Source organism: Sorangium sp. So ce448 (assembly GCF_051520915.1).
In the GTDB taxonomy this organism is placed as follows: Bacteria; Myxococcota_A; Polyangia; order Polyangiales; family Polyangiaceae; genus Sorangium; species Sorangium cellulosum_B.
In genome coordinates, this window is the sequence record NZ_CP150343.1 from 12,071,836 (window position 1) to 12,094,916 (window position 23,081).

Consider the following 23,081-nt stretch of genomic DNA (forward strand, 5'->3'; position numbering starts at 1 on the left):
GCGGGGATTCCTGTCCCGCTTCACACCCCCTCCAGGAGGCCCTCCACCAGGGCCTCCGGCACCCACCTGCTCCACCCCACCGCGATCACGTCGTCCCCCCGCCGCACCGCCCCCGGCACATCCGCCGACGTCACCAGGGTCGCCTTCGGCCATCCCAGCAGCTCCCGAGCGTATTCCCATCGAACCACGATGGCCTCGTGAGAGCCCTGGAGGACGTAGCTCGAATCCTCGGTCAGCTTGATCTCGACCTCACCACGGGCGCCATGCCGCAACGAAGCTTCAGGGAGCACGCTGCCATGAGGCTCGCCACTGATGCAATCAAGTTGCATCAGTGGCGAGACCGAGGTAGTGCTGTCGCGTCCATCAGGTCAGCCGATCCGCCGCCGCTGCCGCGGATCGCGGCCTGACGCCGAACGGCGACAAGGAGGGCACCTCGTGCGCGAACTCATCAAGCTCGTCTCGTCTGCGGGGACCGGTCACTGCTATTACACGACGAAGAACAAGCGGACGATGACGGAGAAGATGCAGATGAAGAAGTACGATCCGATCGCCCGCAAACACGTGGTCTTCACGGAAGGGAAGATCTCGAAGGGAGGTGGCAAGTAATCGCGACTCCAGCGCTCGCGGTCATGCAGCCAGCGTGAATGCGCTGCGCTGCATGACCGCGCCGCCGAGGCCGCGTCAGCCATCCTGCAGGGAGCGCCTCAGGACAGGAGCTGCGCCGGCCCGGCCTCGCTCTCCTGTTCATCCGGCTCACTCGCGTCCTCCCACGCCGGGAAGGGATCCTCGAACCGGCTCCAGGCGGAAGGCCCCGCGGCCATCTCGTCCGGCGTGAGCAAGCAGGCGTCGAGCCCGCGCGTGAGCTCCTCTCGGACCATGTCGACGCCGATGAAGACGATCTCCTGCCGCCGGTCGCCCCAGACCGGATGCCACGCGGCGCACGGCCGGTCGTCCTCCGGCCGCTCCTCCTCTGGCAAGGCGGCGTACCAGAGCCCGGCCGCCTCGAACGAGGCGGCGCCGCCCGCCTGCGACCAGGCGCCTGTGATGTCCATGCGCGTCGCCAGCCAGAAGAACCCCTTGGAGCGGAGCACTCCATCCCAGGCGGCCGCCCCGTGGAGGAAGGCCCAGAGCCGCTCCGGGTGCATCGGGCGCTCCGCGCGGTAGACGAAGCTCTCGATCCCGTACTCCTCGGTCTCGGGGACGTGCTCCCCGCGCAGCTCCCGCATCCAGCCGGGCGAGCGCGCCGCCTCCTCGAAATCGAAGCGCCCGGTGCCGAGGATCTCGCGAGGATCGACCCGGCCGCGACAGGCCCTGACGATCCGGGCGCCGGGGTTCAGGTGCAGCAGCATCGCCGTGAGGCGCTCGACCTCGTCATCGCTCACGAGATCCGTCTTGTTGAGCACGAGCACGTTCGCGAACTCGATCTGCTCGACGAGCAGATCCGCGACCGTGCGCTCGTCGTCGCCGTCCAGCGCCGCCTCGCGCGCGCGCAGGTCGTCGGCGCTCGTCCAGTCGGCGAGGAACCGCTGCGCGTCGACGACGGTGACGAGCGTGTCGAGCCGGGCGACCTCCGAGAGGCTCTTGCCCGTCGCCGGGTCGTCGAAGGTGAACGTCTCGGCGACCGGGAGCGGCTCCGAGATGCCCGTCGACTCGATCAGCAGGTAGTCGAAGCGCCCCTCGGCCGCCAGGCGGGCCACCTCGACAAGGAGATCCTCCCGGAGCGTGCAGCAGATGCAGCCGTTCGACATCTCGACGAGCCGCTCCTCCACGCGGCGCAGCGCCGCGCCCCCGCCCCGCACGAGCGCGGCGTCGACGTTGACCTCGCTCATGTCATTGACGATCACCGCGACGCGCAGCGAATCGCGGTTCGCGAGGAGATGGTTCAGCAGCGTGGTCTTGCCGGCGCCCAGGAAGCCGGACAGCACGGTCACAGGAAGCTTTTGCGTCACGTCGAGGTCCTCTCTCGCCAGCGCCGGCGCGCTCCAGCGCGGGCGGGTGCGCCTGCCGCACGCGCGGCGCGGGGTGAACGAGGTGCATCCGCGGCCGCGGCGCGATCGGCCGGGCCCAAGTCTGGCGTGGGCTCGATGTAATGCAATCAAGATACATTTGCAATAAAATAGCTTCTGTTGCCGGGGCGCACGCCGGACACCTCGCGCGCGGGCCGGCGCGCCGCGGACCCGTACGCCGAGGCCGACCCGATCGCCGCGCGCAGCGCAGGTCGCCGTGCCGCCTGGTCGCTCGCCTCGTCGGGCGCCGGCTCGGCGCTACGGTAGCCGCGTGGCCGCGACACGCTCCCCGGCGGCCCAGCGCGCCGCCCCCGCTGCGCGGGAATGGGCGGCGCCGGCGGGGCAGGTCTGGCGGCTCGCCTGGCCCGCGATCACGCACATGCTGTTCCTGACGCTGGTCTTCCTCGTCGGGCGCGGCATGGTCGGTCGCTGCTTCGCGACCGCGCTCGCCTCGATCTCGATGCAGATCTGCGGGACGCTCACGTGGACCGTCGTCTCCGTCTTCAGCGCCACCTCCGCCGGCACGCTCGCCGTCGTCGCGCGCAGCGTGGGCGGCGGCGATCGCGACGCGGCCGCCGCCGCGGCGCGCGCCTCGCTCCTCGTCGCGCTCGCCCTCGGGGCGGCGATCGCGCTGCCGCTGCTCCTCGCCTGCGGCCCGCTGCTCCGCGCGCTCTTCCCGCGCGCCGGCGGGGCGGTCATCGAGCAGGCGGCCGCGTACCTCGGGATCGTGCTTCCGGCGCTCCCGCTCGCGTTCGTCGAGGCCGCCGCGGCGGCGGCGCTGCATGGCGTCGGCGACACGAGGACGCCGCTCGCCGTGGCCACCCTCGCCGCGCTCCCCGTCGTGGGTGGTGCGGCGCTCCCTGCCGCGGGCGGGAGCAGCAGCGCGGCGACGAGCAGGGCGGCGATCGGTCGATGGAGCTTCATGGGCGCATGAGCTCCGGCGTGTTCAAGAAAGATGCAATGGCGAAGATGCAGAGAAGGAGAGGGCTGCCCACCCCCCGTCGGTGCTCGGCGCTGCGCGCCTGCGCGCCGCCGGCCCCTCCCAGGTCCGACGCTGCGCGCCGGACGGGAGGGGTCGCCGTCGTGTCGGGACCCCGAAGGCAGGTTTTCTCACGAGACATCTCCCGGGCCGGCTGGGACACGAGGCAGCGCTCGCGGGCACCGCAGCGGTGCACGTCGGCTCTACAGAAGAGATCGGATCGAGCGCGCCAACCTGCTCAGGAAAGTGCAGCGGGTCTCTGACGATTTCCGGCAACCCCCGGCGTCATCGGCGCGCGGGCGGTACCCACGCATGCACGCGGCGCCCATCGAGAAAGCGGGGCTGAGCCGGTCTCGGGCCATATCGTGGGTGGAGAGTTGCTCCGGCTGCCCATCGGCCACCAACCGGCAGTTGCCGGCTGACCCGCCGAGTCGCACCCCGTAGGGGCGACCTGCGGCACGCAAGGTGCGGATGGAGCCGCACTGCTCCGGCCGAGGGATGTGAAGGTCCTATGTGCGGGCCCAAGGGCGAAACTCCTCGCCACAAGGCATTGCCGATGGGCGCGGCTTATTGCCAGATTTTTTTGAAGCAGTGCGTTTTTTTCTCGGCAGGGCTGTCGCCGGCACGAGGCTACTGAGCAAACTCCTGCGTATCGGCCTTGATGCCCGCGGCGGCGCTGTCGCCGTCGCCGTTGCCGCCGGGGCCGGGCTCGCCGGTGGCGATGGTGAGGCCGTCGGTGGGGGGCGGGGAGCCACGAAAGGCGATGCCGAGGGAGTGGCCGCCGATGCCGCCGCCGCCGATGCCGCCGATGCCGCCTTTGCCACCCGGCCCGCCGGCGCAGCCAGCGTTGAGGCTTTGGATGCCATCCGGCACGGTGCCGCCCGGCCCGCCGATGCCGCCGATGCCGCCCTCTTGACCGGGCCCGCCGTTGCCGCCGCGGCCGCCGCGGCCGGTCTTGAGCGAGACGTCGTCGAAGGTGAGGGTGGCGTCGAGGCTGACGAGGGCAATGCTGGCGCCGCCGGCCCCACCCGGATTGCCGCCCTTGCCGCCGCAGCCGCCGGGTCCGCCGGAGCCGCCGCTGGCGCCGCCGGCGGAGTCGGCGGCGCACTGGTTGGCGGCGATGCCCCCCCTTGCGCCGCCGCCGCCGCCGCCGCCCTGCGCGGCAGCGCCTGGTGTACCGGGGTTGCCAGAGGCGCCGGCGTAGCCGGAGGAGGAGAGGGCGCCGAGCCCGCTGGCGCTCAGGCCGGGCTCGCCAGCGGCACCTTCGGTGCCGGCGCTGCCCGCGGTGCAGGTGGCCGTGTTTTGTCCGCTCCCGCGATTTTCTGCACCCGTCGGTGTGCCAGTGCCTCCGTCGCCGCCGCTGTCCAGTTCCCCGATACCTCCCCGTCCGCCCGTGGAGTCGTCGCTCGGGTCGTCCGGCGTGCCGCACGTATTCCGCTTGACACCACCGGGCACGACGATCTCCGCCGAGCACGCGTCCTTGCCCGGGTTGCCCTGCTCGCCGGCGAGCGCCGGCTCTTCGTACGGCTCGCCGTCGCGCCCGTCTGCCGCATCGCCTGCCTCGAGCGTGCAGCGCGCCAACTCGACAGCGATGCTCTCGGCGACCACGGCGACGGACGACATCCCGCGCGCCTCTTCGTTGCTCGGGTCAATGGCGCGCGCGGTGACGTGGACATCCTCGACGCGCACCGCGCCGTCGCCGCCGCGCATCACGAGCGGGATCTCGCCTTCAGCCGCGGTGATCTCGGTCTTCTTGGTCTCGCCGATCCAGCCCCATCCGCCAGCGCAGTCGAGCCCTCCGAAGATCGCGACGCCGCCGGGCACCTCGCTCGCTCCCTGCAGCTCCTCGGCGCAGGCGTACACCCTTCGCGTGGCGCCCTCTTGCTTTGCCCGCGCGACGGCCTCTCTGAGCGTCTTGACCGGCGCTCCCTTGGTCCCCGCGCCCGCATCATCCCCGCTGGCCGCGACGAACACCCCGCACTGGTCTTCCACCGCCCTGCCGCTCTCGTTCGGCACGCACTCTTCCGGCGTGCCCCCACCTCCGCCGCTGCCGGCGACCGGCTCGCACCGAAACCGGTGCGGGCAGTCCGGTGACAGCGTGCCGCACCCTGCGCCGGCCGCGACCGCGAGGCCAGCCAGCACGACAACGACACCGCTCCAGTCCATGCGTCGCATCACCCTCTTCCTTTGGCCACCGCAAGTCGTCGCTCGGTCCGCCACGTGCTCACTCAAAACGCACCTCCGATCGTGAGCCCGGCGCTCTGCGCCGTGATCGCCGGGGCGATGCGCACGCCACGTGAAGCTTCTGTCCGCGGCGTCCCGACCGGCCACAGCACGTACGCGAGCGCGGTGCCGCCCAGCGCGGCGCCCGCGGTCACCAAGGCGGCGATCGCCAGGTTTCTCGTCGTCCCCTCGGCGATGTTCGCGTCGTCGAGCGCGTCGCAGCGCGCCTTGAACGCGGGGTCGTTGCATGCGTTCGCGTCGCCGTTCATCGCGATCGATCGGGTCGCATCGTTCACCTCTTCGCTCTTGCCGTTCGACACGACCGTCAGCACCACGCCCGCCGCGATCGCCACACCGCCGAGGGCGAGGCCGCCGAGCACCACGCCGTCGCGCACCCGCGTATCCGGTCGCGCCGCCGGCGCGACCGGCGGCGGCACCGGCGCGACCGGCGTCGGCGTCGCGGCCGTCGGCGTCGGCGCCGTCGTCGCGGCCGTCGTCGTCGCCTGCGGCATCCGCGGGTGCAGCGCGAGGTTCCGCTGGGAGCCGGCCTCGAACCGCACGGTGCTCTGCGCGACGGCGCCGGTGCCCGTCCGCGCTTCGAGCGAGTGCTCGCCCGGCTCCAGGAACAGCGGCGCGGGGAGGGGCGCCTGCCCTACGGCCTTGCCGTCGACGAGCACGGTGGCGCCGGGCTCGACGTCGATGTTGACGACCGCGATCTTCGCCAGCGCCTCGTCGAACAGGCGGCGGTGCTCGGCGCTGAGCTCCGCCCGCGTCCCGTCGGCGGCGGGCTGGGTGAGGGCCGACAGGTGTTCGGCGGCGTCGCGGTACAGGCCGAGCTTCACCTCGCAGGCGGCCAGGTTGCCCGCGATCTGCCGGTACGGCTTGATGCTCCACGCGGCGAGGTGCGCAGCGCGGCACTCCTCGTACTTCCGCTGGTTCCACGCCGCGACGCCCTTCGCGAACAGCTCGCGGGCCATCGCTGAGATGGCGTCTTCCTTCGGCGGCGCGGGCGGCGCGGTCTTCGGTGGCGCGGGCAGCGCCGGGCTCCCCGCCGCGGGCGGTGCGGCGCTCGCTGCTGTGGGCGGGAGCAGCAGCGCGGCGACGAGCAGGGCGGCGATCGGTCGATAAATCTTCATAGGCTCTAGAACTCGGGCTTGTCTCCGAAGGGCGGAGGGGGTTGTGGCGGGAGCTTCGGTGGCGGGGCGGACCGGGACGCCGCGGAGGAGCGCGGCGCCGGGGGACGCTGGGTGTTCGGCAGCGCTCGAGGCGAGGCGCCCCGCGGCGCCGTCGCCGGTACCGTCGGTGCCGCGGGTACCGAGGCCGGCGTGCTCGGGGCGGTCAGCGCGCTTGGGGCGACCGGGGCCGAGGCCGGCGTGCTCGGAGCAGACGCCGAGGCCGGCGTGCTCGGGGAAGCCGCCGTGGCGGACGCGCTCGGGGCCGGCGCCGAGCTCGCCGCGCCCGGGAGCGCGCTCGGCGGCGCCGGCGGGGCGAGCGCGCCGCCGCGATCGTCCTCCTGGGCGCTCTTCTTCCCCGCCAGGAAGGCGAGCGCCGTCGGAACAAGGACGCAGAGCGCTGCGGCCAGCGCGATTAGCGCGTACCGGAGCCATCGTCGCGCCCGAGGCCGCGCCGTCGCCGCGCCCCCCGCGGCGCCGGGCACGGCCGTCCCCGGCGCCGTCGCCGGCACCGCCGCGGGCGTGGCCTTCGCCGCCCCTCGTGCGCCGCGCTTCCCCTGCTGCTGCGCCGCCTCCTGCTGCGTCAGCACGTCCTGGAGGCGCGGGTTCTCGATGGCGCGGCGCAGGTTCTCGTCCGAGGCGTCCTGATCCGCGACCCGGCGCAGGGTCTCGTCGTTCGGCAGGTAATTCTTGACGTCGTGGCTCATGCGGCACCTCGATCAGAACGGTCGTGCGGGCGCCTTGCGCGCGGGTGGCGGCGGGGCGGCGCGCCGGCGGTCGGGTGCCGGCATGCCATAGATGTCGTCGTCCTCCTCCAGCACCGTGAAGGGCGGCCGGGCGCCCTGCGCGCCAGGCGTCGCCCGCGGCTGCGGCGCCGCGGCGGCCGGGCGCGGTTGCGGCGCCGCGAGGGCGGCTCGTGGCTGCGCGGGCGCAGGCGATGTCGGGGGCGCGGCCGCGACGTGGGGGGCGTTCGGCGCGGCAGGGGGAGGGGGCGCCGCCGCCTCCTGCGCCGAGGCCGCCGACCGCGCGCTGCCGGCTGCCGCGGGCGGCGACGCCCCGCCAGCCGCGGGCCCCGCGGCCGGCGGCGGCGCGGGCTCCTCCAGCGGCTCGACGCTCGAGGGCGGCGCCGGTGCGCCGGCGCTCGACGCCTCCTCCGGCGGGCCCACGGTCACGATCCGCCTCTCCGCAGGCTCGATCGCGACGGGCGCCGGGGCCGCGACGTCGCGAGGTGAGCGCCGGACGAGCACGAGCCCGGCCGAGAGCGCCAGCGCCAGCGAGCACGCGACGGCGGCGGTCCACCCCAGCCGCGCCCTCCGGCGCCGGTCGATGGGCGCACCCAGCCCGATCGATTCGGACGGGATGCCCTGCGTCAGGGCGGCCCCTGCCCAGGGTGATCCTCCGCTCGACGCCGGGCCGAGCTCGACCGACTGGGCCGGCATGCTCGGCTGAGCCGGCATGCTCGGCTGGGCCGGCATGCTCCCCGGCAGGCCGGCCTCGACCCACGGCGGTGCTCCGCTCGGCTCGGCGGGCCGCAGCGGCGCGGTCGAGGGCGCGGGGCCCTCAAACGAGCGCGCCCGCGCGTTCGGATCGGCCGCGGCGGTGGCCGCGTGCGGCGCGCTCGCTCGCGCGCCGGCGCTCCCTCCCAGCGGGGCGGTCGAAAACCCCGCCCGCCCCGTCGCCTCCGGCGCGTACGCGCCCGGCCCCGGAGCGCCCGTGGGCATCATCCCGCGAGCGTCGAGTAGCGGCGCGGTCGTGGGCGCCACGGTCGCCGGCTGCTCCCACGGCAGGGTGCCGTGAGGCGTCGGCGCGACGCCGGCCGCGGGCACCCATGCGCCCGCCGCCGCGACCGCCGCCGGTTGCTCGGGCGTGGGCGCCGCCGCCGCGACCGCCGCCGGCCGCTCGGGCGTGGGCGCCGCCGCCGCGCCCGCCGCCGGCCGCTCGGGCGTGGGCGCCGCCACGGCCGCCGTCGGCCCCGCCACGGCGGTCGCCACGCCCGCCCCCGCCTGCCCCGGCGTGCCGGGCATCCGGGCCGTCCAGCCGCGGCCCCGCAGCTCGGGCGGCGCGGCGCCCGCCGGCCGGAACGGCAGCGCCGCCTCCGGCGCCCGGAACGCGGCGGCAAGCGGCGCCGTCCCGAACTGCGGCACGTGAGGCGCTCCGTCCGGCCCCGGCCACGCGGCGTGCTCGTCGGTGCTCTCCGGACCGCCGCCCGCGCCCCGCGCCGCGCCGGCGTCGAGCTCCGCCCAGCTCACCTGGCGGTTCCGGGGCTGGGGCGCGACCGGCGGGTCGCGCCGGTGCTCCGTCGCGAGCGGGATGCGTCCTTCGTCGCGGGGGTGCTCCTCCCGGTAACGGCGGACCGCCCGCGCCAGCGCGCGCTGGACCTCGGCCGCCCGGGGCCGCTCGCGCGGGAGCTTCGACAGCATCCGGCCGACGAGATCGCTGATCTCCCGGGCGTCGAAGCCCGGCACCGCCTCCACGAGCGGCGTCGGCACGGCGTGGACCTGGTGGAGCATCACCTCGGCCGCGGTCGGCACCTCGTGCGACGTCGCCGCGAACGTGTGCCGGCCGGCGATCATCTCGTAGAGGATCATCCCGATCGCATACACGTCCGACGCCTTGGTCGCGCCGTCCCCGAGCATCTGCTCCGGCGCCATGTAGTGCACCGTCCCGATGTTCGGGAACGGATCGCTCGACGCGTGCCGCCCCGGCTGCCGCCGGATCCGCTTGGCGATCCCGAAGTCCACGACCTTGACCAGCCCGGCGCGCGTGACGAGGGCGTTCTCGGGCTTGAGATCGCGGTGCACGATGCCCGCCCGGTGGGCCACGCGCACGGCGTCCGCGATCTGCGCGGCGATCGAGAGCGCGCTCGGGAGGTCCAGCGCGCCGGCGCGGAAGATCAGCTCCCGGAGCGAGATGCCCTCGATGAGCTCCATGACGATGTACATCACCCCGCCGTGCGTGATGCCCGCGTCGTAGACCTTGACGATGGCCGGGTGGTCGAGCTCCGCCAGGACGCGCGCCTCCTTGCGCTGGCCCTGGGCGAAGCCGCCGCCCTGCATGTACTTGCGCCGCACGACCTTGAGCGCGACGCGCCGCCCCAGGTACTCGTCCTCCGCGACGTAGACCTGCCCCATGCCGCCCTCGCCGAGGAGCCGCACGATGCGGTATTTCTCGCAGCGATCGCCGGTGGCGTAGGTCCGGTCCTCGGCCGGCGGCGGCGCGTCCGAGCGGGTGCCCTCCCGTAGGCTCATGGCGAGCTGCCTTCTACGCAGCGCGCTCGCGGCGGGTCAATGGCGCCCGCGGCGCGGGGGCGCGCGCGGTACGGCTCTGGGAGGGCGTTCAGCGCTGTGGGCACGGAGCTCTGCCAGGGGCGCCGCGGCTTTGGGAGCCCCTGCAGAGAGTCGGGTGCAGGGGCCGGATGTGCTCAGGAAATCGGCGGCCGGCAATCGAATCGGGGGCGGCCTCCGAGAAGGGGGCCCGGAGAGGGGTGCGGCGGGGGCAGCGGGGCGCGCCGCGGCGGCCGCTGCCCAGCGCTGCTGGCGCGGCTCGCCTCGGCGGCGCTACTCGACGGCGGCGGCCGGCTCCGCGGGCGCCGCCTTCCTCTTGGCGCCGCCCTGGCGGAACGTGCCGAGGAAGTCGAGCAGGAGCTTCCAGCGCCCCGGCAGATCACGGTCGTCCTCCTTCAGGGCGTTGACCCGCCGGGCGAGCTTCTCGAGCATCTTCATCGCGCGATCGTCGACCTGGAGCCGCTGCTCGAACAGGCTCCGGTAGACGGCGTGCGCGACGGCCTCACGCGCGGCGAGGTACTTCTGCTCGGCCTGCGCCTCGAGGAGCGCCTCGGGGGTGACGTCCGGCACGTTGAGCGCGCCCGCGTCCTCCTCAAGCAGCGCGGCGACGTCGTCCAGGATGCCGGCGTAGCCGGGCAGCGCCTTGCGCAGCCGCGCGCTCTGCTCGGGCTTGAGCGGGGGCGAGAGCGTGACGCCCAGGATGTCGGCGAGCTCGCGCGTGCTCGGCGGCTTCAGGGGCTTGTCGCTGCTCGGCTTCTTGGTGCGCTCCGCGCTCTTCTTCGTGGTCGTTCGGGGGGCCATGGAGTCCTCCTGGCTGGTTCAATGTCGATGCTGGCTCGGCCAGCGCGGAATGATGGGCAGGCCATCATTCCATGCTGGAAGGTCGAGCATGGATGCCTGCGCGCTCAACCCCGGAGCATGATTCTGGCGACCTCCGACACGACGGCGGCATCATCATCATCGCCGCGGCGGCGCCCGGGAGCGCGCTGGTGGCGTGGCCGGGGGCTAAGGCCGTAGCGGGACCGAGCGCTGACACTCGGCGGACCATCAGCCAGCCTGAGCGTCAACAGCACGGAGAGGAGCGCGTCGAGCAGCTCCGGGAACTCCCAGATGTGGCTCGTCACGCCGACCGCCATCGCGGGTGTGACGCGGGTCGTCTTCACGATCAGGCACAGGTTGTAGTGCGTCAGCCCGAGCGAGACGGCCGCGCGGTGGTGCTCTACGTCCTTGCTGAAGGCATAGCACAATCGGCGCATCCGCCCGATGTGGTGCCGCAAGGTGCCGTTGTTCCGCTCGACGTGCGCGGTCGTCGCGGCGCCGATGTTCGGAGCGCCGAACACCACGCGCATCGCTCTCGATGAGCGAGAGCGAGAGGTCGCGCGCCATGGTGTTGTGCAGGCTCTGCGCGGCCATGCCGACGCGGAGCGCGAACCGGCGGATCGTCTTCCGCTCGACGCCCGTCATGCGCTCGGCCGCGCGCTCGCTGTTGCCGTCCACCAAGGCCGCGAGCACGGCAAGTTGCCGCTCGCGTGGGAGCACGTTCGCTACGGGACCCTTTGCCTTTCCCCGGCGTAGGGCCCACGATCCGGTCTGCCAGGACGCTGGACGGGGCAACCTGCTCGGCTTCTGCCGCCCTGCTCCTAGTTTGCCGCTGGGAGCGGGGCGTTTTCGTCTAAGGTCCTCTGATTGAAGCTGTTTTCCCGGCGAAAACCGCTCGGATCGGTGCGCGGCAGATGCCGACAGGACGGGGTATGTCACAGCCGAGGTGGCGCCGCAGCGGCGGCGACCTTGGGCGCCGGTGACCCGAAGGCCCGACGGGCATGCCGTGCCGCGATCATACATCCGGCGTTAGGCGTGGTACTATTGCCATATGAGGACAACGCTTGAGCAGAGGGAAGGCTGGCGCTACGCGATCCTGCGCACGCTGTACGAAGCCAGCGGCGGAGACCAGCACAGGTATTTCAGCCTAGTCGAGATCGGGGAACACGTAGGCGTCCCGCCTGAGGAACGGGAACTCGCCTGGCAGTATCTCATTGGTGAGGGCCTCATCAGATCGGCCGGGATGGGGCCGGATCTGCTCGTCTTCATCACGCACCGTGGACGTGTGGAGATTGAGACTTCGATGAAGAACCCGAAGGACTCCACCGACCACTTCCGGGCGTCGGTCATCCAACACGTTACCAACAACTTCAGCGGCCCGGTCGGTGCTGTGCAGACCGGATCGAACAACGTGGCCAACGTGACGCAGAATGTGTCCACGGACGTGCAGGTACTGCTCCAACAATTGCGCGCCCACGTCGATGGGCTTCCCGACGAGAAGCGGGGGGAGGCGATCGAGTTGGTCGACGGTCTCGATGAGCAAGCGAAGGCGCCGAAGAAGAGCAAGGCGATCATCCGGGCCCTGCTCGCCGGGCTTGGCGCCATTGTGACGGGCGCCGGAGGGGACGTGCTTGCAGAACTCGGGAAGAAGTTGCTGGGGTAGGACGGCCGGAGCCACCGACCACGCAATGGGCGGGCGGACGGTTCAGCTCTGGCTCTTCGATAAATAGTACTGCTGGCGCCACTCGCGATCAGCCGCCGAGCAAATTGCCGGCCTGACCGGCCAGGATTGGACCAAGTTTGGTTCCAATCTCGGCGGCGATCTTCATCACGATTTCCTTGCTGGCTCCACCAAACAACGCGACGATGCCCGCGAGAGCCGCCTTTATCATGGCCGCCGACCGCTTGGGCGACTTCGCCTGATCCTCTACACCATCGGCAAGCTCGTTCGCCTCCGCCTGCTTATCCGCTGGAAGGCTGGAAATGTGCTCTCGGAGTTGCTGGAGCAGACCCGACACGTCGCCGCTGAGATTCTGAACAACGTTAGCGGTATTGTGATCGCCGGTCTGGATCGCGCCGACTGGACCGCTGAAATTATTGGTTACATTGTTGATTACCGACGGCTCGAAGTAGTCGCTCCCCTCGTCTGGATGCGCTTCCGTGTCTTCGATTTCTCGCACGCCGTCTGGATGCAGCTCCCAAAACTGAGCGGCGATGCGCTCGACGAATCCATTGTCTATCAGTCCCTGGAGCGCCGAGTCGAAATCCCTTTCAGTTAGCCCAAGCTTACCCTTGAACCTATCAAGGTCCTCTAGTGAGAATCCCCTGGCCCCATCCGACTCTTCTGAGTCGATGTACATCTCTCGCAGGAGAGCGTACTGCTGCTCCTTCTTCTTTAGAATCCTGTCTCTCATTGGTCGCCGTGTATTGTTGGAGGCGTTGTACATGAACAACACGCTCGATGCCGAAGATGAACTGCGCTCTGGCCGACGCGCGTTGGCGCGCTCAATGAAGATCGGCTCCGCTGCCGAGATCGCGGAAGCGGTGCGAGACGTGGCGGAGGCGCGGAAGTCGCTGGCGCAGCGTATACGTAGGCTTGGTGATCTTCTAGGGCACTAGGCGTGCGCTGAACCTGTGCGCTCCTATTTCTTCCCGGCGACGAACTCATGCGCGCTCGTGCATCAGATTATTGAGCGTCATCCGCGTAGGTGATCTCGATGTCCAAGTCATCAAACATCGCGCGCGCCCAATCCTCTGTATTTCGCGCCAGTTTTTCGTATTCATCTCTTGGAAGTGGTCCGGTGATGCCATCGGCAAGGCTGGCCCACCTTGCGAGTGAAACAAAGAACGTGAACTGCTGATCGACAATCGCGTGAATGATCTGAGCCTCACGTTTGCTCAGTTCAGCGCCCTTGATCCCGATGCCAACAGAAATCCCCATGTCATGAGCAATACAGCCTGACCTGGGCACTCGGCAAGGCGATGCGCCTACGCGAGACGCGTGTTCAGTTGTGGGCTGTGGCGAGATGATGGCGGGGAGAGGCGGGCTACCGGCGGCGTCTGAGCTTCCGAGCGAGGCGGGCGCGCGCGAGCCGGAGACGACTGCTCGCCGTGCCGAGCGGGATGCGGAGGATGTCGGCGATCTCGGTGCCGCCGTGCCCGAGCGCGGCGAGAACGAGCACCTCGCGAGCCCAGAGCGGCAGCCCGACGATCGCCATGAGCGCCTCGGCCGCGTCGATGCGCTCGCCGACGTGCCCGGGGTCTACGCGCTCCTCCCCCGTGGCGGCCCATGGGTCGTCGACCGGCACCTCTCGCCGTCGGAAGGCGCGCTCGTGGTAGTGGGTGCAGTGGAACCTGCACACTCCGAAGAGCCAGCGCCGCAGGGTGTCCAGAGGCTCGCGCGTGCGGTCGGGTCTGTAGCGACCCGCTTGGGAGCTCATCCATGCCCCGAGCACGACGTCCTGGCACACGTCGTCGAGATCGACGGCGCGCACGCCGAGGCCACGCAGGACGCTGCTGATGAGCGGATCCTGCGCGGCGATCTCGACGATGTTCAGGACGCCAGCGGGGCCGACATGCGGGCCCCGCCAGGTCATGGGGCACCCCGGCCGCAGTGCGGGCAGCGATCGGCCGCTACGGGTCGGCCCAGGAGGCGCTCGATGGTGAGGCCAGCGGCTCGCGCGGCGCGGACAGCGGACCCGTATGACCCGGCGCTCTCGCCCGTGGCGATGGCGCGGAGCGTTCGGGCCTTCATGCCGGCCACCTCGGCCAAGCAGGACCACGAGCCGTACAGCGCCCGAAGGTTGCGGAGCGCGGCGCGCAGCCGCATCCGCTCGGTGTCGGTCAGGGAACGGGTGACGAACGTGCAGCGGCGGCGCGCGGGCGCACCTTCGCCTTCTTGCTCGCCCGAAGGCGAACGGACTACGGTCAGCATGTCGGACCTCGTGTGTGCGGGGTTCGGCCACGCGGCCCGGGGTGCTACCAACACCCGCGGGCCGCACTTCCTTGAGGCCGAACCCTACCCGCTCACGCAGGGTCCGAAGTCAAATGACCCCACTTTCGGTCAAATGACCCCACTACCCCACATGAAGACGGGAAGATCATTCAGGTTCTCTTCCCGCCTTCATGTTCAAATGACTGCACTACCGCCGAGCGCGCGCGTCGAACGGCCGCGTCGAGGGCGGTGCGTCGGCAGGAGGGATCGCGCTCGGCGGGGCAGACGAACGGCTCAGGCCTGCTTCCGCCTGTCCGGGCGCAGCACGCCCTGGAGGATCACGTCGACGACGTGAGCGAGCTGGGCCTCGTCCACGATCGTGCGATCCGCGAGCATCCGGTGCCGGAGGTAGGCCGCGAGCAGCTCGCACGGGAGCAGCGGATCCGCGCTCGGCGCGAGCTCGCCGCGCGCGACCGCGGCCTCGATGATGGCCCGCAGCCCGGCCTCCTGGACCGCGCGCAGCGAGCGGGCGATGGTCATGAGCTCCGAGTCGGGCCCCTCGGACAGGCACACGTGAAAGAGGCTCTGCCCCACCGGTGACGTCTGGATCTCGATGATCGCGCGCCCGAGCGCGACGAGATCCCCGCGGAGCGAGCCCGTGTTCGGCGGGATGATCTTCTCGTCCGTGACCGACAGGAGCGCGGCCCGCACGAGATCCTCCTTCGTCGGCCAGCGCCGGTAGACGGTGGTCTTGTTGACCCCCGCGCGCGTGGCCACGTCCTCGATCCGGAGCGCGCGGTACCCCGCGCTGGCGAGCTCCTCCAGCGTGGCGGCGAGGATGCCCCGCACGACAGGCTCGCCGCGCACGAGCGCGCGCGTCTTCGCGGAGCCTCGCTTCGCCGTGCGCTTCGCCGTCGTCGCCTGCATCAACAGCCATTGAAGTTCCGCCGCGCGGCACGCGCCAGCCCAATTTCACGGCATGGCCGGCTATCGCACCCTTTCGTTGCGATCATCGCAACCAGCGGTTGCGGTCGGCTCCGGCCGTGTTATACCCATCGCAACTGTCGGTTGCGATCGCCTGGGCGCCAGCGCGCCGGGGCGGTGGGGCCGGAGGCTGGGCGACGGGGAACGAGCGGACGGCGCAGCGCACCGGCGCGTGCGCCGGCGCGCGCGGCGCCGAGCTCCGCCGAGGGCCGTGCTCCGCCCGCATCAGGCCGCTCCGCGACCGACGCTGCCCCGAGGGACCCTTGAGCCACACAACGACGAAAGGCCGCGCCCGAAGCCTCCTCCTGCTCCTCGCGCTCGCCGCCAACGCGGCCGGCCGCGTGGTGGAGACGTTCGTCGAGCGCGGCGCCGAGGTGAAGAAGGGCGACCTGCTCGCGCGCCTCGACGTCCGCGCCGCCGCGCTCTCCGCCGCGGAGGCGCAGGCGAACGCCGCGCTGACGCGCGCCCAGGAAGAGACGGCGAAGCGCGAGTGCGAGCGCTACGGGGCGCTGCTCGAGAGCGGCGCGATCTCCCGGGTCGAGCACGACCGGATCGCCGACCAGTGCCGGAGCGCCCCGCTCTCGGTCGCGGCCGCCTCCGCCCGCGCCCGCGCCGCCGCGCAGGGCGTCGGCGACGGCCAGATCCGCGCGCCGTTCGACGGGGTGGTCGCCGAGCGCTTCGTCGACGTCGGCGAGTACGTCCGCCAGGACTCCCGGGTCGTCGCGCTCGTCTCGAAGGGCGCGCCGCGCCTCCGGTTCACCGTGCCCGAGGCGAGCCTCGCGGCCGTCAAGGCAGGCGGCGCGCTGACCTTCACCGTGCCGGCGTACCCGGGGCGGTCGTTCGCGGGCACGGTGCGCTGGGTCGGCGCCGCGGTCCGCGAGACAACGCGCGATCTCGTCGCCGAGGCCGAGGTGCAGGACCCCGACGGCGCGCTGCGGCCGGGCATGTTCGCGTCCGTCGCGCTCGCCACGGCCGATACGCCGAGCCCAGTGGTGCCGAGGTCCGCCCTCGTCCCGCGGGAGGGGCGCGCGCACCTGTTCGCCGTCGTCGACCACAGGCTCGAGGAGCGCGTCGTGCAGACCGGCGTGGAGAAGGGCGACGCCGTGGCCGTCCTCCGCGGCGTCCGCGCAGGGGAAGCGATCGTCATCAACCCGTCCGAGGCGCTCCAGAACGGCCAAGCCGTGGAGTGAGGTCGTCATGCAGTGGCTCGCTCGCGTCTGCGTCAAGAGGCCCGTCTTCGCGTCGGTCCTCATGCTCGTCATCGTGGTCCTCGGCGTCGCCGGCTACACCCGGCTCGGCCTCGACCAGTTCCCCGACATCGACGTCCCGTTCGTCGTCGTCACGACGCGCCTCGACGGCGCCGCGCCCGAGGAGGTCGAGGCCGAGATCTCGGACCGGATCGAGGGCGCGGTGAACACCATCAGCGGCATCGAGGAGCTGCGCTCGACGTCGACCCAGGGCGTGAGCCAGGTCGTGGTCGGCTTCGCGCTGGAGAAGGACGCCGACGTCGCGGCCCAGGAGGTGCGCGACAAGATCAGCGTCGTCCTGCCCAGCCTGCCCAAGGGCATCGATCCGCCGATCGTGAGCAGGATCGACCTTGGCGCGGCCCCGGTGCTGCTCGTCAGCGTGGCGTCGGATCAGCCGATCCGCGAGCTCAGCGAGATCGTCGACAAGCGGGTGCGCCGGCAGATCGAGGGCATCTCCGGCGTCGGTCAGGTCAGCCTGATCGGCGCGCAGAGCCGGCAGATCAACGTCTGGCTCGACCCGATCGCCCTGCGCGCGCAGGGGATCACCGCGGCCGAGGTGCAGCGGGCGATCGCGGCGCAGAACCTGATGACGCCGGGCGGCAGCGTCGAGACGGGCCCCGAGGACCTCACGCTCCGCGTGATGGGGCGCGTCGAGTCGCCCGAGGCCCTCGGCCGCATCGTCCTCCGGGAGCAGGACGGCCACGCCGTGCGCCTCTCGGATGTGGCCCGCGTCGAGGACGGCCGCGCGGAGGAGACGACCTGGGCCCAGCTCGACGAGCGGCGCACCGTCCTGCTGTCGGTGGTCAAGCAGTCGGGCCAGAACACCGTCGCCGTCGTCGACGCCGTGAAGGCGCGCCTCGACGAGGTGCAGCGCTCGCTGCCCGAGGGGACGAAGATCGAGGTCGTGCGCGACGGCTCGCGCGTGATCCGCACGGGCATCGCCGCCGTGAAGGAGCACCTCGTCCTCGGCGCCCTCCTCGCCGCGGCGGTGGTGCTCCTCTTCCTCGGCAACGCCCGCAGCACGCTCATCGCGGCGCTCGCGATCCCGATCTCGGTCGTCGGCACGTTCGCGGTGATGTGGATCGCCGGGTTCACGCTGAATTTCCTCACGCTGCTCGCGCTGGCGCTCGCCGTGGGCATCGTCATCGACGACGCCATCGTCGTGCTCGAGAACATCGTCCGCACCATCGACGAGAAGGGCATGAAGCCGTTCCCGGCCGCCGTGCTCGCGACGAAGGAGATCGGCCTCGCGGTGCTCGCCACCACGCTGTCGCTCATGGCGGTCTTCATCCCGGTCGCGTTCATGCCCGGGATCGTGGGGCGCTTCCTCAAGAGCTTCGGCCTCACGATGGCGTTCGCGATCGGGGTCTCGCTGATCGTCAGCTTCTCCCTCACGCCCTCGCTCGCCGCGCGGTGGCTCTCGGGGCACGCGCGGCACGGCGCGCCCGCGAAGCCGTCGGTCCTCGAGCGCGCCGTCGATGTCTTCTACCGGCCGATCGAGCGCGCCTACATGGTCGCGCTCTCGTGGGTGATGAAGCGCCGCTGGGTGATCGTCGTCGCCTCGGCGGTCGCGCTCGGCTCGTGCGCGCCCATCGCGAAGACGCTGCCCGCCGGCTTCCTCCCGGAGGACGACCAGGCGCAGTTCGAGATCAACATGCGCGCGCCCGAGGGGACGAGCCTCACCTCGACCCGCCTCATCGCCGAGCGGATCGCCGGCGACGTGCGCCGGCTCCCGGGCGTCACCCGGACGCTCCTGACCGTGGGGGAGGGCGAGCAGCAGGCCGCGAACGTCGCCAAGGTCTACGTGATGCTCGTCGACCCGGAGCAGCGGGCGCTCGGGCAGCTCGCGATCATGCAGCGGGTGCGCGAGGAGATCCTCGCGAAGCTGCCGAAGGAGCTGCGCGTCACGGCCGGCGAGGTGCAGGCGGTCTCGTCCGGCGGCCAGTCGTCGGCGCGGATCCAGGTGGCGATCCAGGGGCCGGATCTCGACCGGCTGGGGGAGTACGCGGCGCGCATCACCGAGGAGCTGCGGAAGGTCCCCGGCGCCGTGGACGTCGACAACAGCCTCGTCGTGGGCAAGCCCGAGCTCCGCGCGACCATCGATCGCGATCGCGCCGCGGATCTCGGCGTCCAGGTGGCCGACGTGGCCGGCGCGCTCCAGCTCTTCGTCGGCGGGCTCAAGGTGTCGACGTACTCGGAGGCAGGCGAGCAGTACGACGTCCGCGTGCGCGCGGACGCGAAGCACCGCGCGGACGCCGAGAGCCTCGCGTTCCTCACGGTGCCCTCGTCCAAGCACGGCGCCGTCCCGCTCCACGGCGTGGTCACGATGGAGCCCGACAGCGGCCCCTCGTCGATCGGCCGCCTCGGCCGGCGCCGGCAGATCACGATCAGCGCGAACGCCGCCCCCGGCGTCGGCGACTCGGCGGTGCAGGCGGCGCTCGACAGGATCGTCGCCGAGCAGCGGATGCCGGCGGGCTACTCCGCGCAGCCGGTGGGCAGCTCCAAGAACACGGCGAGCACGGCGGCGAGCTTCGTCGTCGTCATCGGGCTCGCGTTCGTGTTCATGTACCTCATCCTCGCGGCGCAGTTCGAGTCGTGGCTCCACCCGATCACGATCCTGCTCTCGCTGCCGCTCACGGTGCCGTTCGCGCTGCTGTCGCTCAAGCTCTTCGGCCAGTCGCTGAACCTCTTCTCGGGGCTCGGGCTGCTCGTCCTCTTCGGCGTGGTGAAGAAGAACGCGATCCTCCAGATCGATCACACGAACCACCTGCGCGCGGAGGGGATGCCGCGGCTCCAGGCGATCTTGCAGGCGAACAAGGACCGGCTCCGCCCGATCCTCATGACGACGATCGCCTTCGTGGCCGGCATGATCCCGCTCGTGCTCTCGCACGGGGTCGGCTCTGGCCAGAACCGGACGACGGGGGCCATCGTGCTCGGCGGCCAGTCGCTCTCCCTGGTCCTCACGCTGCTCGCGGTGCCGGTGGCCTACTCGCTCTTCGACGACGCGGCCGAGTGGATCCGCCGCCGCCGGCGCAGGGCGGCGGAGGACAAGGGCGAGGCCGAGCTGGACGCGCTGCTCGGCGGGCCGGAAGCGAGCGCGCCGGCGGGCGGCGAGTGATGGGCTAGAGCGACAAACGGGTTGAAACTGCCTGAAAAGCGCAGAATTTCGAACCGCCAAGTCGCCAAGGACGCCAAGAACGGAGAATTGTCTTGGCGTCCTTGGTGTCTCGGCGGTTCATTTCTCGCTCGATCGACGTGATCGGTGTCCTGGGGGCGCCGCGCGGCCGCCTCAGAGGATCGGATCGATGCGGTAGACCCGGCTCGTCAGCGTGTCGACGAGGTAGAGCTTGCCGTCCGGCCCGAAGGTGATCCCCGCGAGCGAGCCCGCGGGCAGGCCCGTGTCCAGGGTGCGGACCACCTGCCCCGCGGTGTCGAAGGCGTAGATCCGGCTCGTCGCGTGATCCGTGACGTAGACGAGGCCCTCGTGGACCTCGAGCCCGCTCGGGGCCTCGAGCGTCCCCGGGGGGACGAACTCGATGAGGGTGGCGCCGTCCATGTGCCTGCGCACCTTGACCGGCTCTTGCCCGTCGAAGCTCGCGCCGGGCACGCCGCTCGTCGGATCCAGCTTGAGCAGCCGCTTGTGGCCTGTGTCGGCGACGTAGAGGCGCTCTTCCTTGGCGCTGTAGAAGATATGGCTCGACGTGGCCTCGACCCCGAGCACCTCGCCGGCGGCATAGCGGTAGATCTCGCCGTCGGAGTGATCGTCGTGGCCGGGGCCGTGATCGTGGGCGAAGTCGTACCGGTCGAGCGCCTTGTCGTTGCCGTTGAAGACCCAGTAGACGTTGGCCTGCTCGTGCGCGATGCCCTTGCAGAAGGAGCTCGAGTGGAGCATGTCGAGGTGCGACCCGAGGCCGTCGGGCGTCTCCGTGGCGAAGATCGAGAGGTCCGAGGAGAAGAGCGACGGGCCCATGAAGTAGTTGCCGCCGTTGTCGTTGTCGCCGCAGACCCCGAACGTGCCTGGGTGGCCGAAGGCGATCGCGGGCGGCTGGTCCATGAAGTGCGCCGCGGCGGGGTCGCGGAGGCGGATCCACGAGCCGTCGGGCGCGCCGGGCTTCGTGATGATGATCATGCTGTCGTCCTTGCGGTTGACGACCCAGAGCTCCTCGGGCCGCTCCGGGTTGAAGGCGAGGTCGGTCGGCTCGCGCTGCCGGTTCGGCTCGAAGACGGACACGAGCGCGACCGAGGACGGACTGCCATCCTTCACGCCGATCGCCGATCCCGGCGGCAGCTCGACGCACGCGCCGAGCGCCTGGTCGCACAGCGGCGTGTCGGGCGTGGCGGCGCACTCCGGCGATGCACTGCAGCGCGGCGCGGACGCCAGCAAGGCATCGGCGTCTGCCCCTGAGCAGGCCGGCAGGAGCCCCACGCTGGCCAGGACGAGCACCCTCTGAAGCGTCATTCAAGCCTCCCGGTGAAGAGGAGGACATTCTGACCCGACCGGTCACGCCGGCCATCGCTTTGTGCCGTGGCGCGGTGGCGCAGGGCGGCCCGTGTGGATAGCCTGGTGCGTCATGAGCGAGAGCGAGCCAGAGCGAAGGCCCGAGCGCGCCGAGCGCGCCGAGCCGCCGAGCGAAGGCGCCGAGGACGCGCGGTCTTCGGCGGTCGCGACCCTCGTCGAGAGCCACCGGGAGTTCCTGCGCTTCCTGGAACGGAAGGTGGGCAATCGCGCGATCGCCGAGGACATCCTGCAGGACGCCTTCGTGCGGGGCATAGGGCGCATCGACAGCTTGCGCGACGAGGAGTCGGCCACGGCGTGGTTCTATCGGACCCTCCGGAACGCCGTGGTCGACCATTTCCGGCGAAAGGGCGCGTCGGAGCGGGCGATGGCCGCGCTGGCCGCCGAGCTCGACGAGGCGGCCCAGCCCGAGGTGGAGCACCGCGCCGTCTGCCAGTGCGTCCGGGCGCTGGCCGGCACGCTGAAGCCCGAGTACGCCGCCGCGATCCAGCGCGTGGAGGTCGACGGCCTCTCGGTGCAGGCGTTCGCCGAGGAGGCGTCGATCACCGCGAACAACGCGGCGGTGCGCCTCTTCCGCGCCCGCGAGGCCCTCCGCAAGCAGGTGGTCGCGTCGTGCGGGAGCTGCGCGGAGCACGGGTGCCTCGACTGCACGTGCAGCCCGGTGCCTGCGCCGCAGGCGAAGGGCGAGCCCGAGCCGAAGCGAGGCTGCGGGCACGGGCACGGCGGAGCGGGCTGATCGGTTACGGGTTACGGGTTACGGGGCGGGGGAGGGGAGCGGCCCCATGGCGATCGTCGTCCACGTGTTCTCCTCCGCGAGGTGTTCCCCATGATCGAGGTGCTGGCGCCGCGGCCGTTCGACGGATTGACGGGTCCGAAGCTGTTCCTCGCCGGATCCATCGACAACGGCCAGGCCGAGCTGTGGCAGGCGCGCGTCGCGGAGGAGCTCGCGGATCTCCAGGTGATGATCCTAAACCCGAGGCGGGAGCGGTGGGAGCCGGGCTGGGCGCAGAGCCTCGAGAACCCGAGCTTCGTGGAGCAGGTGCAATGGGAGCTCCGCGGGCTCGAGGAGGCGGACGTCATCTTGATGTACTTCGCGCCGGGCTCGAAGGCGCCGATCAGCTTGCTGGAGCTCGGCCTGTTCGGCCGCTCCGGGAAGATGCATGTCGTCTGTCCAGAGGGGTTCTGGCGCAAGGGCAACGTCGATGTCGTGTGCGAGCGGTACGCGATCCCGCGCTATGCGAGCTTGACCGAGGGGTTGCGCGCGGTGCGCGGTGCGCTCAGCGGCGGCGATTCAACGCGGTAGCCGCTGCGTGAACACCAACCATCGTCGGTAGCGTCTCGGAGCCGTCGAGGGCCCGATTCCTCTCGTGTACGCCCGAGCCCTCCCGTGGAGCCCACGTGCCCTGGCCGTCGGCGCACACGCAGGGCACTCGGCGTGACGAATCCGAGGAGCTGCCCGGAATTCATGCTGCACGACGCGCTCGGCCATCCGGTCCCGACCTTCACGGAGGCGCACGTCGAGTCCTCCGATTTCTTGGCAGCGGCGGATGAGCTCGATGAGGAGCGCCGAGCCGTCTACGGGGACCTGGTGCTATCCTCGCTGAACGCAGCGGCGAGGCGGAAGTTGGAGGCGATGATGAAGAGCGGTTACCAGTTTCAGAGCGAATTCGCGCGCAGCTACGTGGCGAAGGGGCGAGAGGAAGGGATGCGGGAGGGCACCCTGAAGACCAAGGCGCACGACGTGCTCGCCATCCTTGAGGCCCGCGGGCTCGAGGTCCCCGTCGAGCTGCGGGAGCGTGTCCTCGCGAGCACCGACATCGACGAGCTGGACCGCTGGATCCGCCGCGCCGCCGTGATCAGCGACGCCAGGGAGCTCCTCGCCACGACCGGCTCCTGAACACGGCGCCTCCGTGCCCC

Annotated in this window: 22 protein-coding genes and 1 pseudogene; 9 read left to right on the forward strand and 14 right to left on the reverse strand. The window is 71.6% G+C overall.

The window, feature by feature from the left end; all coding sequences use genetic code 11:
- Positions 1-20: 20 nt before the first annotated feature.
- The gene (locus WMF45_RS45435) at positions 21-290 is read right to left on the reverse strand and encodes a hypothetical protein (RefSeq protein WP_437713046.1); all 270 of its coding nucleotides are present in this window, start codon (positions 288-290) and stop codon (positions 21-23) included.
- 145 nt (positions 291-435) lie between these two features.
- On the opposite strand from WMF45_RS45435, the gene rpmG reads away from it, so the two are divergent.
- Positions 436-606 (forward strand): 50S ribosomal protein L33, encoded by a 171-nt coding sequence (gene rpmG / locus WMF45_RS45440; protein WP_437713047.1) that lies wholly within the window; start codon positions 436-438, stop codon positions 604-606.
- A gap of 98 nt (positions 607-704) precedes the next feature.
- Here rpmG and zigA read toward each other — a convergent pair whose 3' ends face one another.
- A complete protein-coding gene (gene zigA, locus WMF45_RS45445) occupies positions 705-1,949 on the reverse strand; it encodes a zinc metallochaperone GTPase ZigA (protein WP_437713048.1) in 1,245 nt (414 codons plus the stop codon).
- 328 nt (positions 1,950-2,277) lie between these two features.
- Between zigA and WMF45_RS45450 the strand changes: the two genes are divergently transcribed.
- On the forward strand, positions 2,278-2,940 hold the full coding sequence (locus WMF45_RS45450) for an MATE family efflux transporter (protein ID WP_437713049.1): 663 nt from the start codon (positions 2,278-2,280) through the stop codon (positions 2,938-2,940).
- Between the two features lie 675 nt (positions 2,941-3,615).
- Here the strand turns inward: WMF45_RS45450 and WMF45_RS45455 are convergent.
- The 6 genes and pseudogenes from WMF45_RS45455 to WMF45_RS45480 form a co-directional block, all read right to left on the reverse strand.
- Complete coding sequence (locus tag WMF45_RS45455; protein WP_437713050.1) at positions 3,616-5,160, reverse strand: PGRS family protein; 1,545 nt, start codon at positions 5,158-5,160, stop codon at positions 3,616-3,618.
- 53 nt (positions 5,161-5,213) lie between these two features.
- Positions 5,214-6,344 carry a hypothetical protein gene (locus WMF45_RS45460; RefSeq protein ID WP_437713051.1) on the reverse strand — a complete coding sequence of 377 codons (1,131 nt, stop codon included), beginning with the start codon at positions 6,342-6,344 and terminating at the stop codon, positions 5,214-5,216.
- Positions 6,345-6,349: 5 nt separating this feature from the next.
- On the reverse strand, positions 6,350-7,087 hold the full coding sequence (locus WMF45_RS45465) for a hypothetical protein (RefSeq protein WP_437713052.1): 738 nt from the start codon (positions 7,085-7,087) through the stop codon (positions 6,350-6,352).
- A 12-nt stretch (positions 7,088-7,099) separates the two neighbouring features.
- Positions 7,100-9,628, reverse strand: a complete 2,529-nt coding sequence (locus WMF45_RS45470) for a protein kinase domain-containing protein (protein WP_437713053.1) — start codon at positions 9,626-9,628, stop codon at positions 7,100-7,102.
- 309 nt (positions 9,629-9,937) lie between these two features.
- Positions 9,938-10,465 carry a hypothetical protein gene (locus WMF45_RS45475; protein WP_437713054.1) on the reverse strand — a complete coding sequence of 176 codons (528 nt, stop codon included), beginning with the start codon at positions 10,463-10,465 and terminating at the stop codon, positions 9,938-9,940.
- 272 nt (positions 10,466-10,737) lie between these two features.
- Positions 10,738-11,203 (reverse strand): annotated as a pseudogene (locus WMF45_RS45480) (hypothetical protein); the annotation flags it as partial.
- A 331-nt stretch (positions 11,204-11,534) separates the two neighbouring features.
- Between WMF45_RS45480 and WMF45_RS45485 the strand changes: the two are divergent.
- Entirely contained in the window at positions 11,535-12,146 is a 612-nt protein-coding gene (locus WMF45_RS45485) for a hypothetical protein (RefSeq protein ID WP_437713055.1), read from the forward strand.
- Positions 12,147-12,234: 88 nt separating this feature from the next.
- Here WMF45_RS45485 and WMF45_RS45490 read toward each other — a convergent pair whose 3' ends face one another.
- A complete protein-coding gene (locus WMF45_RS45490) occupies positions 12,235-12,930 on the reverse strand; it encodes a hypothetical protein (RefSeq protein ID WP_437713056.1) in 696 nt (231 codons plus the stop codon).
- Between WMF45_RS45490 and WMF45_RS45495 the strand changes: the two genes are divergently transcribed.
- Complete coding sequence (locus tag WMF45_RS45495; protein WP_437713057.1) at positions 12,929-13,102, forward strand: hypothetical protein; 174 nt, start codon at positions 12,929-12,931, stop codon at positions 13,100-13,102. The genes WMF45_RS45490 and WMF45_RS45495 overlap by 2 nt on opposite strands.
- Positions 13,103-13,169: 67 nt before the next feature.
- On the opposite strand, the gene WMF45_RS45500 is transcribed toward WMF45_RS45495, so the two are convergent.
- The 4 genes from WMF45_RS45500 to WMF45_RS45515 form a co-directional block, all read right to left on the reverse strand.
- A complete protein-coding gene (locus WMF45_RS45500; RefSeq protein WP_437713058.1) occupies positions 13,170-13,424 on the reverse strand; it encodes a hypothetical protein in 255 nt (84 codons plus the stop codon).
- A gap of 106 nt (positions 13,425-13,530) precedes the next feature.
- Entirely contained in the window at positions 13,531-14,079 is a 549-nt protein-coding gene (locus WMF45_RS45505) for an RNA polymerase sigma factor (RefSeq protein WP_437713059.1), read from the reverse strand.
- Positions 14,076-14,417, reverse strand: a complete 342-nt coding sequence (locus WMF45_RS45510) for a transcriptional regulator (RefSeq protein WP_437713060.1) — start codon at positions 14,415-14,417, stop codon at positions 14,076-14,078. The genes WMF45_RS45505 and WMF45_RS45510 overlap by 4 nt, the downstream gene beginning before the upstream one ends.
- 294 nt (positions 14,418-14,711) lie before the next feature.
- Positions 14,712-15,344: a TetR/AcrR family transcriptional regulator gene (locus WMF45_RS45515; protein ID WP_437713061.1), complete on the reverse strand. Its 633-nt coding sequence runs from the start codon at positions 15,342-15,344 to the stop codon at positions 14,712-14,714.
- Between the two features lie 320 nt (positions 15,345-15,664).
- On the opposite strand from WMF45_RS45515, the gene WMF45_RS45520 reads away from it, so the two are divergent.
- Entirely contained in the window at positions 15,665-16,591 is a 927-nt protein-coding gene (locus tag WMF45_RS45520) for an efflux RND transporter periplasmic adaptor subunit (RefSeq protein ID WP_437713062.1), read from the forward strand.
- A gap of 7 nt (positions 16,592-16,598) precedes the next feature.
- Positions 16,599-19,766: an efflux RND transporter permease subunit gene (locus WMF45_RS45525; RefSeq protein ID WP_437713063.1), complete on the forward strand. Its 3,168-nt coding sequence runs from the start codon at positions 16,599-16,601 to the stop codon at positions 19,764-19,766.
- Between the two features lie 171 nt (positions 19,767-19,937).
- Here the strand turns inward: WMF45_RS45525 and WMF45_RS45530 are convergent, their stop codons facing one another.
- Entirely contained in the window at positions 19,938-21,107 is a 1,170-nt protein-coding gene (locus WMF45_RS45530) for a hypothetical protein (protein ID WP_437713064.1), read from the reverse strand.
- 112 nt (positions 21,108-21,219) lie between these two features.
- Between WMF45_RS45530 and WMF45_RS45535 the strand changes: the two genes are divergently transcribed.
- From WMF45_RS45535 to WMF45_RS45545, 3 genes are all read left to right on the forward strand, one after another.
- Positions 21,220-21,900, forward strand: a complete 681-nt coding sequence (locus WMF45_RS45535) for an RNA polymerase sigma factor (protein ID WP_437713065.1) — start codon at positions 21,220-21,222, stop codon at positions 21,898-21,900.
- Positions 21,901-21,990: 90 nt separating this feature from the next.
- Positions 21,991-22,467, forward strand: a complete 477-nt coding sequence (locus WMF45_RS45540; protein WP_437713066.1) for a nucleoside 2-deoxyribosyltransferase domain-containing protein — start codon at positions 21,991-21,993, stop codon at positions 22,465-22,467.
- 162 nt (positions 22,468-22,629) lie between these two features.
- Positions 22,630-23,061, forward strand: coding sequence for a hypothetical protein (locus tag WMF45_RS45545; protein ID WP_437713067.1), 432 nt, complete (start codon positions 22,630-22,632; stop codon positions 23,059-23,061).
- Positions 23,062-23,081: the final 20 nt, after the last annotated feature.